The sequence below is a fragment of the Prosthecomicrobium pneumaticum genome, assembly GCF_014199915.1.
Lineage (GTDB): Bacteria > Pseudomonadota > Alphaproteobacteria > Rhizobiales > Kaistiaceae > Prosthecomicrobium > Prosthecomicrobium pneumaticum.
This window is the reverse complement of the sequence record NZ_JACHOO010000001.1, coordinates 377,441-396,581: the sequence shown is the minus strand read 5'-3', so window position 1 is coordinate 396,581 and position 19,141 is coordinate 377,441. Positions and strand designations below refer to the sequence as shown.

17 protein-coding genes and 1 pseudogene are annotated in these 19,141 nt (G+C 69.5%); 6 read left to right on the top strand and 12 right to left on the bottom strand.

What is annotated here, in order from left to right:
- Positions 1–19: 19 nt before the first annotated feature.
- Both gltA and gltX read right to left on the bottom strand, forming a co-directional pair.
- Positions 20–1,312 (bottom strand): citrate synthase, encoded by a 1,293-nt coding sequence (gene gltA, locus GGQ63_RS01780; RefSeq protein ID WP_183851874.1) that lies wholly within the window; start codon positions 1,310–1,312, stop codon positions 20–22.
- Positions 1,313–1,531: 219 nt separating this feature from the next.
- Positions 1,532–2,956: a glutamate--tRNA ligase gene (gene gltX / locus GGQ63_RS01775; RefSeq protein WP_183851873.1), complete on the bottom strand. Its 1,425-nt coding sequence runs from the start codon at positions 2,954–2,956 to the stop codon at positions 1,532–1,534.
- Between the two features lie 250 nt (positions 2,957–3,206).
- Between gltX and GGQ63_RS01770 the strand changes: the two genes are divergently transcribed.
- On the top strand, positions 3,207–5,261 hold the full coding sequence (locus GGQ63_RS01770) for a ComEC/Rec2 family competence protein (protein ID WP_183851872.1): 2,055 nt from the start codon (positions 3,207–3,209) through the stop codon (positions 5,259–5,261).
- Positions 5,262–5,330: 69 nt separating this feature from the next.
- On the opposite strand, the gene lexA is transcribed toward GGQ63_RS01770, so the two are convergent.
- Positions 5,331–6,035, bottom strand: a complete 705-nt coding sequence (gene lexA / locus GGQ63_RS01765) for a transcriptional repressor LexA (RefSeq protein WP_183851871.1) — start codon at positions 6,033–6,035, stop codon at positions 5,331–5,333.
- Between the two features lie 153 nt (positions 6,036–6,188).
- Positions 6,189–6,575 carry a DUF488 domain-containing protein gene (locus GGQ63_RS01760; RefSeq protein WP_183851870.1) on the bottom strand — a complete coding sequence of 129 codons (387 nt, stop codon included), beginning with the start codon at positions 6,573–6,575 and terminating at the stop codon, positions 6,189–6,191.
- 193 nt (positions 6,576–6,768) lie between these two features.
- Here GGQ63_RS01760 and GGQ63_RS01755 point away from each other — a divergent pair, with 193 nt between their 5' ends.
- Positions 6,769–7,215 (top strand): host attachment protein, encoded by a 447-nt coding sequence (locus GGQ63_RS01755; RefSeq protein WP_183851869.1) that lies wholly within the window; start codon positions 6,769–6,771, stop codon positions 7,213–7,215.
- 70 nt (positions 7,216–7,285) lie between these two features.
- Here the strand turns inward: GGQ63_RS01755 and GGQ63_RS01750 are convergent, their stop codons facing one another.
- The 4 genes from GGQ63_RS01750 to GGQ63_RS01735 all read right to left on the bottom strand — a co-directional run bounded on the left by GGQ63_RS01750 (position 7,286) and on the right by GGQ63_RS01735 (position 11,599).
- On the bottom strand, positions 7,286–9,349 hold the full coding sequence (locus GGQ63_RS01750; RefSeq protein ID WP_183851868.1) for an NAD(+) synthase: 2,064 nt from the start codon (positions 9,347–9,349) through the stop codon (positions 7,286–7,288).
- 53 nt (positions 9,350–9,402) lie between these two features.
- Positions 9,403–10,146: a lipoyl protein ligase domain-containing protein gene (locus tag GGQ63_RS01745; protein WP_183851867.1), complete on the bottom strand. Its 744-nt coding sequence runs from the start codon at positions 10,144–10,146 to the stop codon at positions 9,403–9,405.
- A gap of 1 nt (position 10,147) precedes the next feature.
- The gene (locus tag GGQ63_RS01740; RefSeq protein ID WP_183851866.1) at positions 10,148–10,741 is read right to left on the bottom strand and encodes a Dps family protein; all 594 of its coding nucleotides are present in this window, start codon (positions 10,739–10,741) and stop codon (positions 10,148–10,150) included.
- A gap of 138 nt (positions 10,742–10,879) precedes the next feature.
- Positions 10,880–11,599, bottom strand: a complete 720-nt coding sequence (locus tag GGQ63_RS01735; protein ID WP_183851865.1) for a CBS domain-containing protein — start codon at positions 11,597–11,599, stop codon at positions 10,880–10,882.
- Between the two features lie 194 nt (positions 11,600–11,793).
- Here GGQ63_RS01735 and GGQ63_RS01730 point away from each other — a divergent pair, with 194 nt between their 5' ends.
- Positions 11,794–12,276, top strand: a complete 483-nt coding sequence (locus tag GGQ63_RS01730; RefSeq protein WP_183851864.1) for an NUDIX hydrolase — start codon at positions 11,794–11,796, stop codon at positions 12,274–12,276.
- 46 nt (positions 12,277–12,322) lie between these two features.
- Complete coding sequence (locus GGQ63_RS01725; protein WP_183851863.1) at positions 12,323–14,452, top strand: EAL domain-containing protein; 2,130 nt, start codon at positions 12,323–12,325, stop codon at positions 14,450–14,452.
- Between the two features lie 160 nt (positions 14,453–14,612).
- Here GGQ63_RS01725 and GGQ63_RS01720 read toward each other — a convergent pair.
- Positions 14,613–14,897 (bottom strand): annotated as a pseudogene (locus GGQ63_RS01720) (site-2 protease family protein); the annotation flags it as partial.
- 110 nt (positions 14,898–15,007) lie between these two features.
- Between GGQ63_RS01720 and GGQ63_RS01715 the strand changes: the two are divergent.
- Positions 15,008–16,309, top strand: coding sequence for an NAD(P)/FAD-dependent oxidoreductase (locus tag GGQ63_RS01715; RefSeq protein WP_183851862.1), 1,302 nt, complete (start codon positions 15,008–15,010; stop codon positions 16,307–16,309).
- Positions 16,310–16,349: 40 nt separating this feature from the next.
- Complete coding sequence (locus tag GGQ63_RS01710) at positions 16,350–16,844, top strand: response regulator (protein WP_183851861.1); 495 nt, start codon at positions 16,350–16,352, stop codon at positions 16,842–16,844.
- On the opposite strand, the gene GGQ63_RS01705 is transcribed toward GGQ63_RS01710, so the two are convergent.
- From GGQ63_RS01705 to GGQ63_RS01695, 3 genes are all read right to left on the bottom strand, one after another.
- Positions 16,829–17,050 (bottom strand): hypothetical protein, encoded by a 222-nt coding sequence (locus GGQ63_RS01705; RefSeq protein WP_183851860.1) that lies wholly within the window; start codon positions 17,048–17,050, stop codon positions 16,829–16,831. The genes GGQ63_RS01710 and GGQ63_RS01705 overlap by 16 nt on opposite strands.
- A gap of 89 nt (positions 17,051–17,139) precedes the next feature.
- Entirely contained in the window at positions 17,140–17,763 is a 624-nt protein-coding gene (gene fixJ, locus GGQ63_RS01700) for a response regulator FixJ (protein WP_183851859.1), read from the bottom strand.
- Positions 17,750–19,129, bottom strand: a complete 1,380-nt coding sequence (locus GGQ63_RS01695; protein WP_183851858.1) for a sensor histidine kinase — start codon at positions 19,127–19,129, stop codon at positions 17,750–17,752. The genes fixJ and GGQ63_RS01695 overlap by 14 nt, the downstream gene beginning before the upstream one ends.
- Positions 19,130–19,141 lie beyond the last annotated feature (12 nt).

The following is a 19,141-nucleotide window of genomic DNA, read 5'->3' as shown; positions in this document are numbered from 1 at the left end:
CGATGAGGCGATGTCCGCCTCAGCGGCGCTTCGACATCGGCACGTAATCGCGGCGGGCGGCGCCGGAATAGAGCTGGCGCGGACGGCCGATGCGCTGGCTCGGATCCTCGACCATTTCCTTCCACTGCGCGATCCAGCCGACGGTGCGCGCGAGCGCGAACAGCACGGTGAACATCGTCGTCGGGAAGCCGAGCGCGCGCAGCGTGATGCCCGAGTAGAAGTCGATGTTCGGATAGAGCTTCTTCTCGATGAAATACTCGTCGTGCAGCGCGATCCGCTCCAGCTCCATCGCGACTTCCAGCAGCGGATCGTCGGTGATGCCGAGCTCCGAGAGCACCTCGTGGCAGGTCCGCTGCATGATCTTGGCGCGCGGGTCGTAGTTCTTGTAGACGCGGTGACCGAAGCCCATCAGACGGAACGGATCGTTCTTGTCCTTGGCCTTGGCGATATATTCGGGGATACGCTCGACCGTGCCGATCTCCTGCAGCATGTTGAGCGCCGCCTCGTTGGCCCCGCCATGCGCAGGCCCCCACAGACAGGCGATGCCGGCGGCGATGCAGGCGAAGGGGTTGGCGCCCGAGGAGCCGGCGAGCCGCACCGTCGAGGTCGACGCGTTCTGCTCGTGATCGGCGTGCAGGATGAAAATCCGGTCCATCGCGCGGGCGAGGATCGGGTTCACCTTATACTCTTCCGCCGGTACGGCGAAGCACATGCGCAAGAAGTTGGAAGCGTAGTCGAGCGCGTTGAGCGGATAAACGAAGGGCTGGCCGACGTGATACTTGTAGGCCATGGCCGCGATCGTCGGCATCTTGGCGACCATGCGCAGCGAGGCGACCATGCGCTGATGCGGATCGGAGATGTCGGTCGAGTCGTGGTAGAAGGCGGAGAGGGCGCCGACCACGCCGCACATGATCGCCATCGGATGCGCGTCCCGGCGGAAGCCGGTGTAGAAACGCGACATCTGCTCGTGGATCATCGTGTGATACGTGACGCGCTGGTCGAAATCGGCCTTCTGCGCCGCGGTCGGCAGCTCGCCATAGAGCAGCAGATAGCAGGTCTCGAGGAAGTCGCCGTGCTCGGCGAGCTGCTCGATCGGGTAGCCGCGATAGAGAAGAATGCCTTCCTCGCCGTCGATGAAGGTGATCTTCGAGTCGCAGGAACCGGTCGAGGTGAAGCCGGGATCATAGGTGAAGCGGCCGGTCTTGCCGTAGAGCGAGGAGATGTCGACGACATCCGGCCCGATCGTCCCCGTCTTGACCGGGAAATCCCAGCTCTCCTCACCGATCGTCAGCTTCGCCATGGTTTCGCTCATTGAGCCCACCCCCTTGGGAGACAGTGACTTTTTGCGCCGATTGTGCGGGTCCGGGCGACGTCTCGCCTCAAGGACGGCACGATGCGGGAGGATCGTTCCGCCAAGAGCGGTAACCGATTTATTGCGACGCGGCAAGCCGCCCGAAAGCGGTCACCGTAAGGAGTCCTTACGAGCGGGCCGATGCCCGCCCGTCACGACCGGAGGCCGTGTGCCGTATGGTCAACGCGCGGCCTGGTCGCCGATCCGGCCGAGGCTCTCTTCGCGGCCGAGGACGACGAGGACGTCGAATATCCCGGGCGAGGTCGACCGGCCGGTGAGCGCGGCGCGGAGCGGCTGCGCGATCTTGCCGAGCTTGAGCCCGGTCTCCTCGGCATAACCCTTGACGACGCCCTCGGTGCTCTCGACGCTCCAGCTCTCGAGGGCCGCGAGGCGCGGCAAGAGCGCGGCGAGCACGGCACGGGCGTCAGCATCGAGGATCTGGCGCGCCTTGTCGTCCAGCGCCAGCGGCCGCTCGACGACGAGATAGGTCGCGCTGTCCATCAGTTCGACGAGGGTCTTCGCGCGGTCCTTGAGACCGGGCAGGGCGGCGCGCAGCTGCTCCTTCCGCTCCGGCGTCAGCCGGGCCGCAAAGGCCGCTCCCCCGGGCAGATAGGGCAGGGTGGCGAGCAGGTCGCCGAACAGCTTGCCGTCTTCGGCGGCCCGCATGTAATGGCCGTTGAGGTTCTCGAGCTTCGCAAAATCGAAACGAGAGGCCGAGCGGCCGACATCGACGATGTCGAACCAGTCGACCATCTCCTCGGTCGTCATGATCTCTCGGTCGCCGCGCGACCAGCCGAGCCGCACGAGATAGTTCCGCATCGCTTCGGGCAGGTAGCCCATGGCCCGATAGGCGTCGACGCCGAGCGCGCCGTGCCGCTTCGAGAGCTTCGCGCCGTCCGGTCCGTGGATCAGCGGGATGTGCGACATCGACGGCACCGTCCAGCCCATCGCGTGATAGATCACCATCTGCCGCGCGGCGTTGGTCAGGTGGTCGTCGCCGCGGATGATGTGGGTGATCTCCATGTCGTGATCGTCGACGACGACCGAGAGCATGTAGGTCGGCGTCCCGTCGGAGCGCAGCAGGACGAGATCGTCGAGATCCTTGTTGGGGATCACCACCCGGCCCTGGACCAGATCCTCTATCACGGTCTCGCCCTCGAGCGGCGCCTTGATGCGTACGACGGGCTTGATGCCGGCCGGTGCCTCGGAGGGGTCCCGGTCGCGCCAGGTTCCGTCATAGCGCGGCGGCCGCCCCTCGGCGCGCGCCTTCTCGCGCATCGCCTCGAGCTCCGCCGGCGTGCAATAGCAGTGATAGGCCTTGCCGGCGGCGAGCAGCTCTTCGGCGACGGCGCGGTGGCGCGGTGCGCGGGCGAACTGGAACACCGTGTCGCCGTCCCAGCCGAGGCCGAGCCAGCGCAGCCCGTCGAGGATCGCCTCGATCGCCGCCTCGGTCGAACGCTCGCGGTCGGTGTCCTCGATGCGCAGCAGCATCGTGCCGCCCGTATGCTTCGCATAGAGCCAGTTGAAGAGCGCGGTCCGCGCGCCACCGATGTGGAGGAAGCCGGTGGGCGAGGGGGCGAAGCGGGTGACGACGGGCTTGGACATTCGAGCTCCGGGAAGAGCGGCGGCCGAACCGAAGGCGGCTCGGCGTTTCGCGGCGCGTCATGTAGCATAGGCGCGGGCAAGGGCGGAAGGCGGGGCGGAGGCGGCCGTGAGCACGGCGCTGCCAGGGCTCGGGCGGGATGCCGCCGGGAGGGCGGCCGGAGACGCTCGGCCGCGTCGCTGGCCCGTGCCGCGCGGCGGTCTCCCCTTCGGCCCGTGGCGGCTCCGGCTCGGCGCGACGTTCGAGCGGGAGATGGAGGCCGGACGGGGCTATCTCTTCCTCCCGGTCGCCTTCGGGCTCGGAATCCTCCTCTATATCGGCCTGCCGGCGGAGCCCTCCCTCTTCGTCCTCCTGCCGCTGACCGTCGGCCTCGGTATCGCGGCGGCGGGGCTGGGGGCTCGGCCGGCCGCATTTCGGCTGGCGCTGTTCGGCGCCATGGTGGCGGCGGGCGCCAGCGCGATGACGATCGAGACGCGCGCTATGGCGGCCCCGCGGCTCGACCGCGAGCGGACGGTGACCGTCACCGGCTGGGTCGAGCATCGTGAACCCCGCCGCGGCGGCTTCCGGCTGACGCTGCGGGTCGCGTCGATGGAAGCCCGCGGCCTCGGCGTGATCCCGCGGCGGGTCACGCTCACCTTGCGGGGCACGGCGCCCTATCTCGGCGATGCGGTGACCCTGAAGGCCCGGTTGCGTCCGCCTTCGGGGCTCGCCATGCCGGGCGGCTACGACTATGCGCGCGCCGCCTTCTTCGCCGGAATCGGCGCGACCGGCTTCGCCTACGGCAAGGCAAAGCCCGCGACGCTCGGCCGTGCGCCGCTCGACATCCGATCGAGGGCTCCCCTCGAAGCCGTGCGGGAAGCGATGCGGGACCGGATCCTCGCCGTGCTCCCCGGGGAGCAGGGGGCGATCGCGGTCGCGCTGACGATCGGCGACATGGGGGGTCTCACGCGCGAGACGGAGGACGCGATGCGGCTCTCCGGTCTCGCCCATGTGCTGTCGATCTCCGGGCTCCACATGGTGATCGTCGCGGGCGCCGCCTTCTTTGCCGTGCGGGCCTTGCTCGCGCTCTCGCCGGCGCTCGCGCTCCGCTATCCGATCAAGAAATGGGCGGCGGGGGCGGCGCTCGCCGTGGGCCTGTTCTATCTGCTGATCTCCGGGCTCGGCGTCGCAACGCAGCGCTCCTTCATCATGATCGCCGTCGTCTTCGTGGCCGTGCTGCTCGACCGGCGCGGCGTTTCGCTCCGCAATGTCGCGACCGCGGCCCTGATCGTCATGGCGCTTGCCCCGGACAGCCTCCTGTCGGCGAGCTTTCAGATGTCGTTCGCGGCGACGCTCGCCCTCGTCGCGGGCTATGAGGCGCTCGCCCGACGCCTGCTGCCGCGGCCGGAGGGTGTCGCGACGGGCGGCCTTGCCGGTGTGTCCGGCCGGTTCGGGCTCTGGGCGGGTGGCATGACGCTGACGTCCCTGCTCGCGGGCCTCGCGACGACGCCGTTCGGTCTCCACCACTTCCAGCGTGCGGCGCCCCTCTCGGTGCTCGCCAATCTCGCCGCCATGCCGGTGGTCGATCTCCTCGTCATGCCGGCGGCGCTCGTCGCGGCCCTCGCCATGCCGTTCGGGCTCGAGGCGCTGCCGCTCCGTCTGGTGGGCGTGGGCATCGACTACATGATCCTCGTCGCTCACGTCGTTGCGGAGCTCACCGGCGCGAACGCCGGCGCGGTCGCGGCGCCACCCGTGCTCGCCCTGCCGCTCTTCGTCGGCGGCTTCCTCTGGCTCTGCCTGTGGCGGGAGCGTTGGCGGCTTCTCGGGCTGGTGCCGATCGCGGCCTCGGCCATCGCCTTCCTGCTGCCTCAGCCGCCGGACATCCTCGTCTCCCCGGCCGGCGACACGGTCGCGATCCGCGCGGCGGAAGGCCGGCTCGTCTTTCTCGGGAAGCCGCCGGACGGCTTCGTCGCCGACACCTGGCTGCGCGCCGATGGCGATCCGCGCCGCCACAAGGCGGAGGACCTCGCCGCCGGAGCGCTCTGCGATCCGCTCGGCTGCACCGCGCCGCTCCCCGACGGTCGCCTGGTGGCACTCGTCCGCGCCGCGCCCGCTTTCGAGGACGATTGTCGCTTGGCCGCGGTCGTGGTCACCCCGCTCGCCGCGCCCGACTGGTGCAGCACGACGGCGCTCGTCATCGACCGCGCGCCGCTCGACCGCGGCGGCGCACAGGCGCTGGTCGCGGACGGAGAGGGCGGCTTTACCATCGAGACCGCCTATCCCGCCGCCCGCCGCCCCTTCATGCCGCCCGCCACCGCACCGCGCTGAGGCCCGTGCCGACGCGGGGGACGGCGCGCGGAATTGCCGGAGCCGACGCCCCGGGAGGCAAGCTCTTCTTCAGTAGCGGCGCATCAGGCCGATCAGGCGGCCCTGGATGCGGACGCGGTCGGGGCCGAAGATGCGGGTCTCATAGGCCGGATTGGCGGCCTCGAGCGCGATCGAGGCGCCGCGGCGGCGCAGCCGCTTCAGCGTCGCCTCCTCGTCGTCGATCAGCGCCACCACGATGTCGCCGGTATCCGCCGCGTCGGTGCGGCGCAGGAGCACGGTGTCGCCGTCGAGGATGCCCGCCTCGATCATCGAATCGCCGCGCACCTCGAGGGCGAAATGTTCGCCGGCGCCGAGCATTTCCGGCGGGACGGTGATGGTGTGGCTCTGGCTCTGGATCGCCGAGATCGGCACGCCGGCGGCGATCCGGCCCATCACCGGGATCGAGACCGGGATGCCGGTTTCACCCTCGGCCTCGGCCGAGCGGACCCGTCCGAGGCTGCCTTCGATGACGCTCGGCGAGAAGCCCTTGCGTGCCGGGCGACCAACCGGGGGCGCCATCGCCTCCGGCAGGCGCACGACTTCGAGCGCCCGCGCCCGATTGGGCAGGCGGCGGATGAAGCCGCGCTCCTCGAGCGCCTTGATCAGCCGGTGGATGCCCGATTTCGAGCGCAGGTCGAGAGCATCCTTCATCTCGTCGAAGGAGGGGGGAATGCCCGCCTCCTTCAGCCGCTCATGGATGAACATCAGCAGTTCGTATTGCTTGCGCGTGAGCATCGCCGTCTCGTGTCGCCCGGGAGAATCGCTGCGGGACAAATCACGAACACGCTAGCTGTTCCCTGTGTGTTCCGCAAGTCAGCGCGACGTTTTCGTCGATCGGCCGGGCCCGAATTGCTGCGTCGGCCCGGATTCGACTTGGCTCCCGCGGCGTCAGGCGAGGATTGCACCGCGTTCGGCGAGAAGGGCGCGCAGCACCGAGCGATGGCAGCGCGCCTCGTCCTCGCAATAGCAGCCGACGGAGAAGGCGGCGCTCTGCGAGAGTGCGGCGAGAAGGTCGAGCGTGCGGCCGGCGGCCGGCGCGCTCATCTCCTTGCGGAAGGCCGCGACGAAGGCCTGCCACTCCGCCTCGCTCGCGGCGGTTTGCGCCTGCGCGACGAGATCGGCGCTCGGGGACAGTTCGGGATACCAGACGTCGAACCAGTTCTCGGAGGCATAGAGCGCCTTGCGGACGCCGCGCGGCGGTCGCCGCACGGTGCCGATCCGGGTGCCTTCGCCGGGTTGGCGCGGGCTTCCGAGCCGCACGATCCGGACCGCCATGATGCCGATACCCTCCGTTCGCGGGGGATGGTCTCGCGGACCGCTGTCCCGCGCAAGAGCGAGTGGCGGGTGGACGGCAGCGGCGCGGCGACGGGTGCTGTTGATCCAACGCAACGAGGCGGCTGGCGGGCCGTTCTAGGCTGGAGGTCGACGCCATTCAGCCGGGCGAGCCGGCACAGCGAGGGAGAGGACGATGGACCGGGTGCGGATACCGTGGAAGAGCTGGGTCGTCGTCTGCGACGGCGCCAAGGCGCTCGCCTTCCGCAATGAGGGCGATTCGGAACTCGTCAATCTCTGGCCGGTCGACGTGATGCTCCAGCCCAACCTGCCGGCGCGGGCGCTCGGCACGGACCGGCCCGGCCGCAGCTTCCAGTCGCACGGCGCGGCGCGCAGCGCGCTCGCCGATGTCGATCGCCACGAGGAGGCGGAGGAAGCCTTCCTTGCGGCCGTCGCCGAGGCCGTCGACAAGGCGGTGGCTGAGCATTCCGTCCGTGATCTGATCCTCGTCGCGCCGCCCCGCGCGCTCGGCGTGCTGCGCAAGCACCTCGCGCCGACGACGAAGGCGATCATTTCGGCCGAGATCGGCAAGGATCTCGTCCACCTGTCGACCTACGAGATCCAGAAGCATCTCGTCGGCTGAGGCGCCGCTGGCTCTCGTGCACCGGGGCACCTCCGGCCCGGTGCAAGGGGGCGGCGTCCCGGCCGCCGCTTCACGCCGCCGGAACGTTCCGCTCCAGCTCCTCGAGCCACAGGCGGGCATTGCCGTCCGAGGGCGCGCGCCAGTCGCCACGCGGCGAGAGCGAGCCGCCGGAGGTGATCTTCGGGCCGTTCGGCAGGGTCGAGCGCTTGAACTGGTTGGTGAAGAAGCGGCGCAGGAACACCGCCATCCAGTGGCGGATCTCGGCGAGCGAATAGGCCCGCCGGTCGGTCTCGGGCAGATCGGCCGGCCAGCCCTCCCGCGTCGCATCGCTCCAGGCGGCATGGGCGAGGAAGGCGATCTTCGACGGGCGGAAGCCGAACCGCGTCAGATAGAACAGCGTGAAATCCTGCAGCGCATAGGGGCCGACGATCGCCTGCGTCGACTGGATCGCGGCGCCGGGTGCGGCGGGGACCAGTTCGGGCGAAATCTCCGTCGAGAGAATCGCTTCGAGGATGGCCGCCGTCTCGCGATCCACGTCGCCCGAGGCGGCGACGAAGCGGATCAGATGCTGGATCAGCGTCTTCGAGACCGATCCGTTGACGTTGTAGTGCGACATGTGATCGCCGACGCCATAGGTGCACCAGCCGAGCGCGAGCTCGGAGAGATCGCCGGTGCCGACGACCAGCCCGCCCTTCTGGTTGGCGAGGCGGAACAGGAAATCGGTACGCAGGCCCGCCTGCACGTTCTCGAAGGTGACGTCGTAGACCGGCTCGCCGTCCGCGAAGGGATGGCCGAGATCGGCGAGCATCTGGCGGGCGGCCGGGCGGATGTCGATCTCGGCCGCGGTGACGCCGAGCGCGCGCATCAGCGCCCAGGCATTCGCCTTGGTGTGATCCGAAGTGGCGAAGCCGGGCAGGGTGTAGGCGAGGATGTCCTTGCGGTCGCGGCCGAGCCGGTCCATCGCCCGCGCCGTGACGATCAGCGCCTGCGTCGAATCGAGCCCGCCCGAGACGCCGATCACGGCATGGCGCAGCCCCGTCGCCTCGAGCCGCTTGGCGAGGCCCTGGACCTGGATGTTGTAGGCCTCGTAGCAATCCTCGGCGAGCCGCGCCGGATCGGCCGGAACGAAGGGGAAGCGCTCGACGGCACGCCGCAGGGGCACCGGGCGGGCCGGGGCGGCGAGCGGGAATTCGACGGCGCGGAACGGCGCGGCGCGGCCGAGTTCCTCCCGCGCGCACTCCCCGAAGGTGTTCATCCGCATCCGCTCCTGCCGCAGCCGGCCGAGATCGATGTCGGCCGTGGCGATCGTCGCACCGGTCGGGAAGCGTTCGGTCTCGGCGAGCGGATCGCCGAACTCGAAGATCGCCGCCTGACCGTCCCAGGCGAGGTCGGTGGTCGATTCGCCCGGTCCCGCCGCCGAATAGGCATAGGCCGAGACGGTGCGGGCGGAATGGCTGGCGCAGAGCAGACGGCGCAGATCGGCTTTGCCGATGGTGATGTTGCTCGCCGACAGGTTGAGCAGGATCTCGGCCCCGGCGAGCGCGCCGCGCGTCGAGGGCGGCAGGGGGATCCAGATGTCCTCGCAGATCTCTATGTGGAACGTGAAGGGGACGGCGCCGGTCGCGCGGAAGAGGAGATCGACGCCGAACGGCACCCGGCGGCCGGCGACCGTGATCGATCCGCCGGCGACGCCGGCCCCCGAGGTGAAATGGCGCCGCTCGTAGAATTCGCGATAGTTCGGCAGATAGGTCTTCGGCACGACACCGAGGATCGCGCCGCCGGCGATGACGACGGCCGTGTTGTAGAGCCGGCCCTGATGGCGGAGCGGCGCGCCGACGACGAGCACCGGAAAGAGCGTCGCCGAGGCCTCGACGATCCGGCCGAGCGCGGCCTCGACCGCATCGAGAAGTGCATCCTGGAAGAGCAGGTCATCGATCGCGTAGGAGGAGAGACCGAGCTCGGGGAAGAGCATCAGCGCGGTTCCCTCCGAGTCGCCCTGGCGCGCGAGCCGGAGCGTCTCCTCGGCGGCGAAGGCCGGTTCGGCGACGGCCGCGCGCGGCACGCAGGAGGCGATCCGAACGAAATCGTGGCTGTAGAGGGAGAAGAAGTCGGTTCCGGCTGCAGGGCTCGACACGATCTGCCTTCCGTCGTCGATGATCGCTTCCGTCTTACAGAGCGGCGGCGTCTCTATCCAGCCGTGAGCGCCTCGAGCCGTGCGGCGATGTCGACGAGGAGGGCGGCTCCGGAAAGCGAGGTCGCGGGAAGGGCCGCGCGCAGCGACCCGACCGCCTCCGGAGCGCAGCGCAGCGTTCCCCCGGCGGTCTCGTAGAAGAGATCGACGATTCGCGACAGCGCCGCCCCGTCCTCCTCGACGAGGAGGGTCGCAGCGGTGGTCGCCGTCGCCCGGCCGGCGATCTGGCGCCAGTGCTGCGCGATGCCGACGAGCTTGCGGCCGCCGACCGACATGTCGTAGCGGCCGGGACAGAAGGCGTCGGGCTTCTCGCCGACCTCGGCCGCGAGGCCGTAGCCGGCGAAGAGGCGTCCGAGGAGATCGACCAGTTCCTGATAGGTCCCGTCGATCGTCGCCCGAGGGCCGACCGCGCGGGCGAGGGCGATCTGCAGCGTTCCCGCGGAGGCGGGGCAGGCGCTGCCGCCGGCGCGTCGGACGATGACGGACCAGCCCTCGGCGGCGAGCCGAGCGACGGCGGCTTCGAAATGCGGCAGGCGGGTGTCGGCGCGGCCGACGATCAGGCCGCGCGGCGCGGTCCAGGCGAGGAGCACCGGTCCGCCGTCCAGTCCGATCGCGCGGGCGAGATCCTGCTGCGCCTCGAGCCCCGCCCCGAGGCTGTCGAAGGCCTCGAAGCGGAACGGAGCGCCGGCGGTCGCGGCGAGCGTCGTCGCCGGGTCCGGGAGGAGGTCGACCGCCGTCACGTCAGGCGCGGACGAGCGGCGTGTCGACGAGATGCTCGGCGAGGAACCAGGCCTGCAACTCGCCGGTGCGGATGACGCCCGACACGAGCAGATCATTGGTGCCGTCGTCGCCGAGCTCGTCGGCCTTCGCCGCCGCCTCGTGCGCGTCGATCAGAATCAGTTCGTGCGCCTCGAGGAGGCGCGACAGCATGGCCGGCACCTCCTCCGCGCCGTCGGGTGCGCGCGGGATGCGGGTGATCTCGGCGACATGGCGGGGATCGCCGACCGCGATGCCGCCAAGGGTCTGGATCCGTTCGGCGATCGCGTCGATCAGCGCGAGCTGTTCGCCGGCGTGCTTATCGAGCAGCAGATGCAGCTGGTAGAAGGTGGCGCCGCGCATCAGCCAGTGGTGCTTCTTGTAGAGCGCGTGCAGGATCTGCGTATCGGCGAGCACCCGGTTCAGCCGCTCGCAGGAATAGAGCCGCGCATCGTGCGAGAGGCCGAGCGGAAACTGGCGGACCGAACCGAATTTCTGGATTTCAGCGCCGGTCTGGTGCAGCCAGGGCTGGCTGCCGTGACCCGGCTTCGTCTCCACGGTTCGAAGCGATTTGGCCATCGTCTGTGCCTTTCGTTCTCGATCGTCGCGGGGCAGGACGCCTAGCGCGTCCGGCGCGGGTGGCACCCGCGCCGAACACCAATGCCGGGCGGCAACAACGGCTCCGCCGGCCGACGCTCCGCGACGATACGGCTCATCTTACCCGATCGGGCGGCCTTCGGGAGGCATCACGACGAAACCCGACATCGGCTCGATCCAGACCAGCTGGTCGACGACGCTCTTCACGCCCGGCACGTTCTCGGCGAGCACGCGCGCCGCCTGACGTTGCCGCTCGTCGAAGATCGCGCCGTCGAGCGTCACCGTACCGTCGGCGACCGCGACGCGGATAAGGCCGTTGCCGAGCCAGTCCGCCTTGTCGAGCTGCGCCTCGATGGCGGCCCGGATGCGCCGGTCGTCGGTGGGCGCCGCGTCGGCGGGCAGGGCGGCCGTCAGAGCGCGCAACAGGTCCGAACGGGTGACGATGCCGATGAGACGCCCGCCGGCGACCACCGGGAGGCGCTTGATCCGGCGTTTCGCCATGATCTCGACGGCGTCTTCGAGCGGGGTGTCGGGCGTGACCGTCGCAACCGCCTCGGTCATGACCTCGTCCACATGGCGACCGTGGCTGCGGACATAATCCTCGGCGAGCCGGCCGGGACCGGCGAGGAATTCGAGCCAGCGGGGCCGCTTCCGCTCGGTGCCGAGTTCGCCGCGGCGCAGGAAGTCGCCTTCGCTGACGATGCCGACGAGCGCGCCCTCCGAGGAGACGACCGGCAGGCCGCTGATCTCGTTGGCGAGCATCAGCCGGGCGGCGTCGGCGATCGGGGTGGCGCGTTCGACGCTCACGACAGGGCTCGTCATCACGGCTTCGACACGCATGGGGGGCTCCTTCGGATGCTGGCCGTCTTCGGACCGTATCACGTTCGGGACGGCGGCAAGATCCACACCGGCCGCATCGCCGGATGATGGGAATGCATGCGGTGTGACACGGCTTGCAAGAGAACGCGCGACGGCGTTTCCTGCCTTGACCTGGGTCAAGCGCGAGGCCGGCGCCGTGCCCGACGGGAGACGCCATGCGGCTCAGCGCCGGAATCCTGCTCTATCGCCATCGTGCCGGTGGCGCGCTCGAGGTGCTCCTCGTCCATCCGGGCGGCCCGTTCTGGCGCCGCCGCGACGTCGGCGCCTGGACCATCCCGAAGGGGGCGCCGCTCGACGGCGAGGACAGCGAGACGGCGGCGCGGCGTGAATTCGCCGAAGAGCTCGGCGCGCCGGCGGTCGGTCCGCTCACCCCTCTCGGCCGGATCCGGCAGAAGGGCGGCAAATGGGTCGAAGCCTTCGCACTCGAAGGCGCGTTCGATCCCCGCACTCTATCGAGCAACCGGTTCACGACGGAATGGCCACCGCGCAGCGGCAATATCTCGACTTTTCCCGAGGTCGATCGGGCGGACTGGTTCTCGCTCGCCGAGGCGCGCGACAAGATCAACGAGGCGCAACGGCCGTTGCTCGATTTGCTCGTGGACGCGCTTGCGTCGATTGAAGCGCGGCCCGAAGTCTGAGCATAACGAAGGCGCGAGCATGATCCATGCCGAAGGACGACCAAGGGTGAGCCACCTGCTCGACCGCAAACGCCTCTCTATCTCTGCGCGGTTGACCGTCTTTGCGGTGGTCTTCCTCGGCGTGGTCGCCGTTCTGGGCGCGCTGTCGCTGAACCGTCTGATGGTGATCGACGAGCAGACGGAAGCCGTGCGCGACCGTTGGCTCGCCACGGCCCGGGTGCTGAACAATCTCGAGGAGGCCGTCTCCTCCTTCCGGATCGCCGAAGCGGACCTCGCCCGGAGCACGGCGGCGCGGGAGGTTACGATCGCCCGTCTCGACGTGCTCCGCCGTGAGATCGAGACACTCGGCCAGCGCTATGAGGCGTTGCGGAACGGCGATACCTCCCGGGCGAGCCTCGCCGGCTTCACCATGGCCTGGCAAACCTATCTTGCGACGCATGACGCCTGGCTGTTGGGCGGGGCGTCCGGCGACCGGGAACAGCAGGCGCTCGATCGCGGCTTCGACCGATCCATCATGGCGCTCGATGTCATGGCGGATATCCAGGCCGACGCCGCCGAGTTCGAGATAGACCGGGCAGACCGGCTGATCGACGAGACGATCGCGCTGACCCTCGCCGGAGTGGCGATCGGCTCGCTGCTGGTGCTGACGCTCCTCTATCGGATCCGTCAGACGATCGCCAAGCCGCTCGCCGCGATCATGGACGCGCTCATGCGGCTCGCCGCGGGCGAATGCGTGCAGAGCGTCCCCGGAACCGAACGCCGCGACGAGATCGGCGCGATGGCCCGCGCTTTCGAAGTGTTCCGAGCGAATGCCGCCGCGCTCGAGCGGGCGCACGAGGAGACCCGCGCCGCGCAGAAACAGGCGCAGTCGCTCGCCCGCCACGATGCGCTGACGGGCCTCCCGAACCGACGGGTCTTCTCGGTCGAGTTGCAGGCTGCCGTCGCGCGCTCGCTCGGTGAGGGCATTTCTTATGCGGTGATGCTGCTCGATCTCGACCGCTTCAAGCCGGTGAACGACATCCAGGGCCACGCCGTGGGCGACACCGTGCTCTGTGAGGTGGCGCGGCGGCTGCGGGAGATCGTTCGCCGCGAGGACACCGTCGCACGGCTCGGCGGCGACGAGTTCGCCGTCGTCGCCGCCGCCGATGGCGGCGACCCGCGCGAAGGCGTAATGCGGCTCGCCAGCCGGCTGATCGCCGCCATCCGCGAGCCGATCGCGATCGGCGATGGCGCGGTCGAGGTGGGTGCCAGCATCGGCATCGCCTGGTGCCCCGCCGACGGCCGGGACGCGGAGAGCCTGCTGCGCGCGGCGGACATCGCGATGTATCGTGCGAAGCGGGACGGCCGCTCCACCTATCGTTTCTTCGAGCAGAGCATGGACGAGGAGCTGCGCGACCGGGCCGCGCTCGAAGCCGATCTGCGCAAAGCCATCGGGGAGGAGCGGCTCGAGCCGCACTACCAGCCGCTCGTCGACATGCGCGACGGCCATGTTTACGGCTTCGAGGTGCTCGCGCGCTGGAACCACCCGACGCGCGGCTGGATCCGACCCGACGTCTTCATCCCGCTCGCCGAACAAATCGGCCTCATCTCGGATCTCACCTGGTCCCTGCTGCGGCGGGCCTGTCGCGACAGTCGCCAATGGTCGGACGACATCCGCCTCGCGCTCAACATCTCGCCGGTTCAGCTCAAGGACCCGCTCCTGCCGAACCAGATTCTCGGCATTCTGGCGGAAGAGGGCTTCGCGCCGACGCGGCTGGAGATCGAGGTCACCGAAACCGCGCTCGTCTCGGACCTCAAGACGGCGAAGGCGATTCTCTCCAGCTTGCGTAGCAACGGCGTGCGGATCGCGCTCGACGATTTCGGCACCGGCTATTCGAGCCTCTATCACCTGCGCGAGCTGAAGTTCGACAAGGTGAAGATCGACCGTTCCTTCGTGCAGTCGATGCAGACGAGCAGCGACAGCCGCAAGATCGTCGACGCGATCGTCAGCCTTGCGAAGACCCTCGGTCTGCCGACCGTCGCCGAGGGGATCGAGGACAAGGCGGTGCTCGACCATCTCGCCTCGATCGGCTGCGATTTCGGCCAGGGTTTCTATCTCGGCCGGGCTATGCCGGCGGAGGCGGCGGTCGAGAGGCTCGACCCGCACGATGCCGGCGGCGCGCGCGGTGCGGCCTGATCTCCCGCGGATGCCGAGGCTGGACGGCGGTCTGGCAGCGGGTCGGGCCGTCCGTTTGCCGTCCGGCAGCCGGTCATTCTATCCGCCTCTCCGCGGGATACCCTTGGCCGGCGGGGTCCTGGCCGTACGATCAAGGTGTCGGGGGCTGCGCGCGTCGGCGACCCGGAACCCGGGGAATCCGCTCGGGCCGCGCGACGCCGCCGATCGGCAGCAGCGTGATGTCCGGCGTCTTCACGCCGTAGCGGCGCGCCGCGAAGACATGGCCGAATTCGTGCAGCACGACGCAAAGGAACAGGAGGAGCACGAGGACGACGCCTTCGAGCGCCGCCCGGGCGCCTGACTGCGCGAAGGCCGAGCCGCCGATCCAGATCAGGAAGAGCAGGAAGGTGAGGTGGACGCGCACCACCGTGCCGCGCACGGTGCCGATCGGAAAGGACCAGATCATGAGACGCGACCTCGCTGGGGGTGCGGGAGTAAGGTGACCCGGCGACCGGTCTTTGTCACGGTGCGGAACAGCCGGCCGGCCGCCGCGTTCGGCGAACGATGAGCGAAAACATGCCTGAGCGGATGGGACACGAGGGTGCAGCGCGGCCCCGCGTCGTGGTGGTGGGCGGCGGCTTCGGCGGGCTCGAGGTGGTGCGTGCGCTCGGCCGCGCACCGGTCGACATAACCCTGATCGACCGCCAGAACCATCATTGCTTCCAGCCTCTGCTCTATCAGGTGGCGACGGCGGCGCTGTCGCCCGCCGACATCGCCTGGCCGATCCGCGGCATCGTCGGCAGCCGGCCGAACGTCACGGTACTGATGGCGGAGGTGGACGCCGTCGATACGGCGGGCCGCTGCGTGCGAACGACGGCGGCGGATATCCCTTACGACGTCCTCGTGCTCGCGACGGGTGCGACGCACTCCTATTTCGGCCATGACGAATGGTCCGAGGCGGCGCCCGGGCTGAAGCGCGTCGAGGATGCGACCGAGATCCGCCGCCGCGTGCTGATCGCCTTCGAGCGGGCGGAACTCGTTTCCGATCCGGCCGAACGCGCGCGGCTGATGACCTTCGTCCTGGTCGGCGGCGGCCCAACGGGCGTGGAGATGGCCGGTGCGATCGCCGAGCTCGCACGCCATGCGCTGCCGCTCGATTTCCACCACATCGACCCGCGCCGGGCGCGGATCGTGCTCGTCGAGGCGGGTCCGCGCATTCTGGCCGCCTTTCCCGAGCATCTTTCGGCCTATGCGAAGCGGGCGCTCGAAAAGATGGGCGTCGAGGTCCGCACCGGTGTGCCGGTGACCGCCTGCGACGAGAGCGGCGTCACGCTCGCCGAGGAGCGCCTGCCAGCGGCCACCATCATCTGGGCAGCGGGCGTCGTCGCGTCGCCGGCGGCGCGCTGGCTCGGCGTCGAGAGCGATCGGGCCGGCCGGGTTCCGGTCGAGGCCGATCTCTCGGTGCCCGGCCATCCCGAGATCTTCGCGATCGGCGACACGGCGACCCGCAAGCAGGACGGCAAGCCGATTCCCGGCATCGCCCCGGCGGCGAAGCAGATGGGCCGCTATGTCGGACGCCGCATCGCCGCCCGCGCCGCCGGCGAGCCGGAGACCGGCCCCTTCGTCTATCGCCATCAGGGCGACCTCGCGACCATCGGCCGGAAGGCGGCGGTCGTTAAGCTCGGACGCCTCGAACTCCGCGGTTTTCTCGGCTGGGTGTTCTGGAGCGTCGTGCACGTCTATTTTCTGATCGGCACGCGCAACCGTCTTTCCGTCGCCTTGAGCTGGGGGTGGAACTACCTGACCTTCCAGCGCGGCGCGCGCCTGATTACTGAGACCGGCCCTCCCGTGCTGCGGCGACGACAGAAGGAGGGCTGATTGCGCCGCCGGGGGCCCCGATTCTCGTCGCCGAGTTGACGTGAATCAGAGCGGAACCGGCCCCGTTGGCGAAACTCCACCCGTCATGCTCTGTCTGGACGCCCGATTCGTGAAGCCCACCATCGTGATTGTCGAGGACGACAAGGCCGTGCGGGAATCGCTTCGCATGGTGCTGGAGACCTATGGCTATGCCGTGGAGGATTTCGCGAGCGGCGAGGCGTTCCTCGACCAGCAGGAGATCGGCGACGACCGATTCGTCGTTATCGATGCCGGGCTGCCCGGCGCAAGCGGCCTCGAAACGTTGGCCCGGATGCGGGCGCGCAATGGCGGCCTCGAAACGTTGGCCCGGATGCGGGCGCGCAATGTCGGCCTCCCCTCGGTGGTCGTCTCGGCGCGCAGCGACGACGAGATGGCGCGCCGGGCCCGCCGCGCCGGCGCGCTCGCCTTGCTCGACAAGCCGATCGACATCGATGCCCTGCTGCGCGCGATCGAGCGCAGCGCCGTCAGGGGGGAGGGTGTTCAGCCGAGGGCGTAGCCGGCCGGGTCGCACAGCAGCCGCTCGCCGGTGATCAGCTTGATCTCGAGAATGGCGCGCGCGCCCTCGAGCCGCTGAACGGGCACGCCGATGACGAGCCGGCTGCGGCTCAGTATTTCGCGCCATACCTTGGGGAAGTCCGCGCCGGCGGTGTGGGCCAACATACACTTCTCGATCAGATCGGTGACGCCATCGCGCCGCTGCATGCTCGTTCCACTCCGTCGGGGCCGACAGGTCAGACGAAGGGCGAACCGCGCGCCTTGATCCAGATCAAGGCGCATGCGGAAGCGCATGGTCAGATGGAGCGGTTCGCCTCCTCGGCGAGGAAGGCGATCCGGATGACGTCCGAAAGGCTCGCGGCTTCGAGCTTCGCCATCACATTCGCGCGGTAGATCTCGACCGTGCGAGGGCTGATACCGAGATCATAGGCGATCGTCTTGTTCGGATTGCCTGCGACCAGGCCGTCGAACACCTGACGTTCGCGCGTCGTCAGCGTATCGAGACGGGCGAGCATGGCCGCCTTGTCCTCGGCCTGCCGCCGCCGTGCCGTCGCCTGCTCGAGCGCGCCGCGGACGACGCCGATCATGTGCTCGTCTTCGAATGGCTTCTCGATGAAGTCGAGGGCGCCCGCCTTGAGGGCCTCGACGGCCATCGGGACGTCGCCATGGCCGGTCATCACGATCACGGGCAGCGGGCGACCGATCTCGCCGAGATGGCGCAGCAGATCGATGCCGCTCATGCCGGGCATGCGCACATCGGTGACCACACAGGCCGGATCCGCTTCCGACAGGGCGGCGAGGAAGGTCTCGGCGGAGGCATGGCCGATCGCCTCGATCGCTGCCGAGCCGAGCAGGAAGACGAGCGATTCGCGGCTGGCGTCGTCGTCGTCGATGACGTGCACCCGGCTATCGGCTTTCAAGGCCGTCCTCCTCGTCGACACGGGTCAGGGTGAAGACAAACACCGTACCGCCCCCGGGATTCGGCTCAACCCAGATTCGCCCGCCATGCGCCTCGACGATCGTGCGGCAAATCGACAGGCCGACGCCCATGCCGCGCGCCTTCGATGTGACGAAGGGCTGGAACAACCGCGCCGCGACCTGCTCGTCGAGGCCGCTGCCGGTATCGGTGACGCGCACCTCGACGAACTGCCGGTCGCGGGCGGCCGTGGTGACGGTCAGTTCCCGCCGGCTCGTGCCTTCCATCGCCTCGACGGCATTGCGCATCAGATTGAGCAGCACCTGCTGGATCTGGATCTTGTCCACGAGCACGAGGTCGGCGTCGGGGTCGAAGCGGAAGCGGGCCTTGACGGCCTGTTCCTTGGCGCCGACCAGAGCGAGGGCGCCGGCCTCCTCGACCACCTTGGCGAGGCTCTCGATCGAGCGCGTGCTGTCGCCGCGGGAGACGAAGCTGCGCAGCCGGCTGATGATTTGCCCCGCCCGCAGCGCCTGGCCGGCGGCGCGGTCGAGCGCGTCGACGAGGGTCGCCTTGGGCGGTGCCTCGGCGGCACCGAGCAGCCTCTGGCAGCCCTTCAGATAGTTGGAGATCGCCGTGAGCGGCTGGTTCAATTCGTGTGCCAGCGAGGAGGCCATCTCGCCGAGCGCGGTCAGGCGCGAGACGTGGACCAGCTCGGACTGCAATTCCTGAAGCCGCGCCTCTGTTTGCTGCCGCTCGGTCAGATCGCGGATGAAGCCGGTGAAGAAACGCCGCGCGCCGCTCTTCATCTCGCCGACATTCAGTTCCATCGGGAAGGTGGAGCCGTCCTTGCGCTCGCCGACCACGACGCGGCCGATGCCGATGATCCGCTTTTCGCCGGTCGAGAGATAGCGCGCGACGAAGGCGTCGTGATTCTCGCGATAGGGCGACGGCATGAGCATCGAGACGTTGCGGCCGATGGCCTCCGCCTCGGTGTGGCCGAACAGCCGCTCCGCGGCGGCCGAGAAGGACTGGATCACACCGCGATCGTCGATCACGACCATCGCGTCCGGGACGGTCTCGAGAATCGAGCGCAGATGCGCCTCGCGCGCGGCGATATCGCGCGCCGATTCGTCGGCCTCGATGCCGGCCCGATAGAGCCGCTCCCCGAACCAGGCGAGCAGGCCCGATATGGCGACGAAGCTCAGTGTGCCGGCGACCGAAAGCGCCGCGTCACCGATCAGCACGATGCCCGCCACGACGCCGAGCGCGGCGGCGAGAAGCCCGGGCCCGAGACCGGCGAGACCCGCCGTGATGACGACCGGCGGGATGAGAAAGAGAAAGGTCGGAGGCTCGGGCACCCAGATCCGCATTATTTCCCGGGC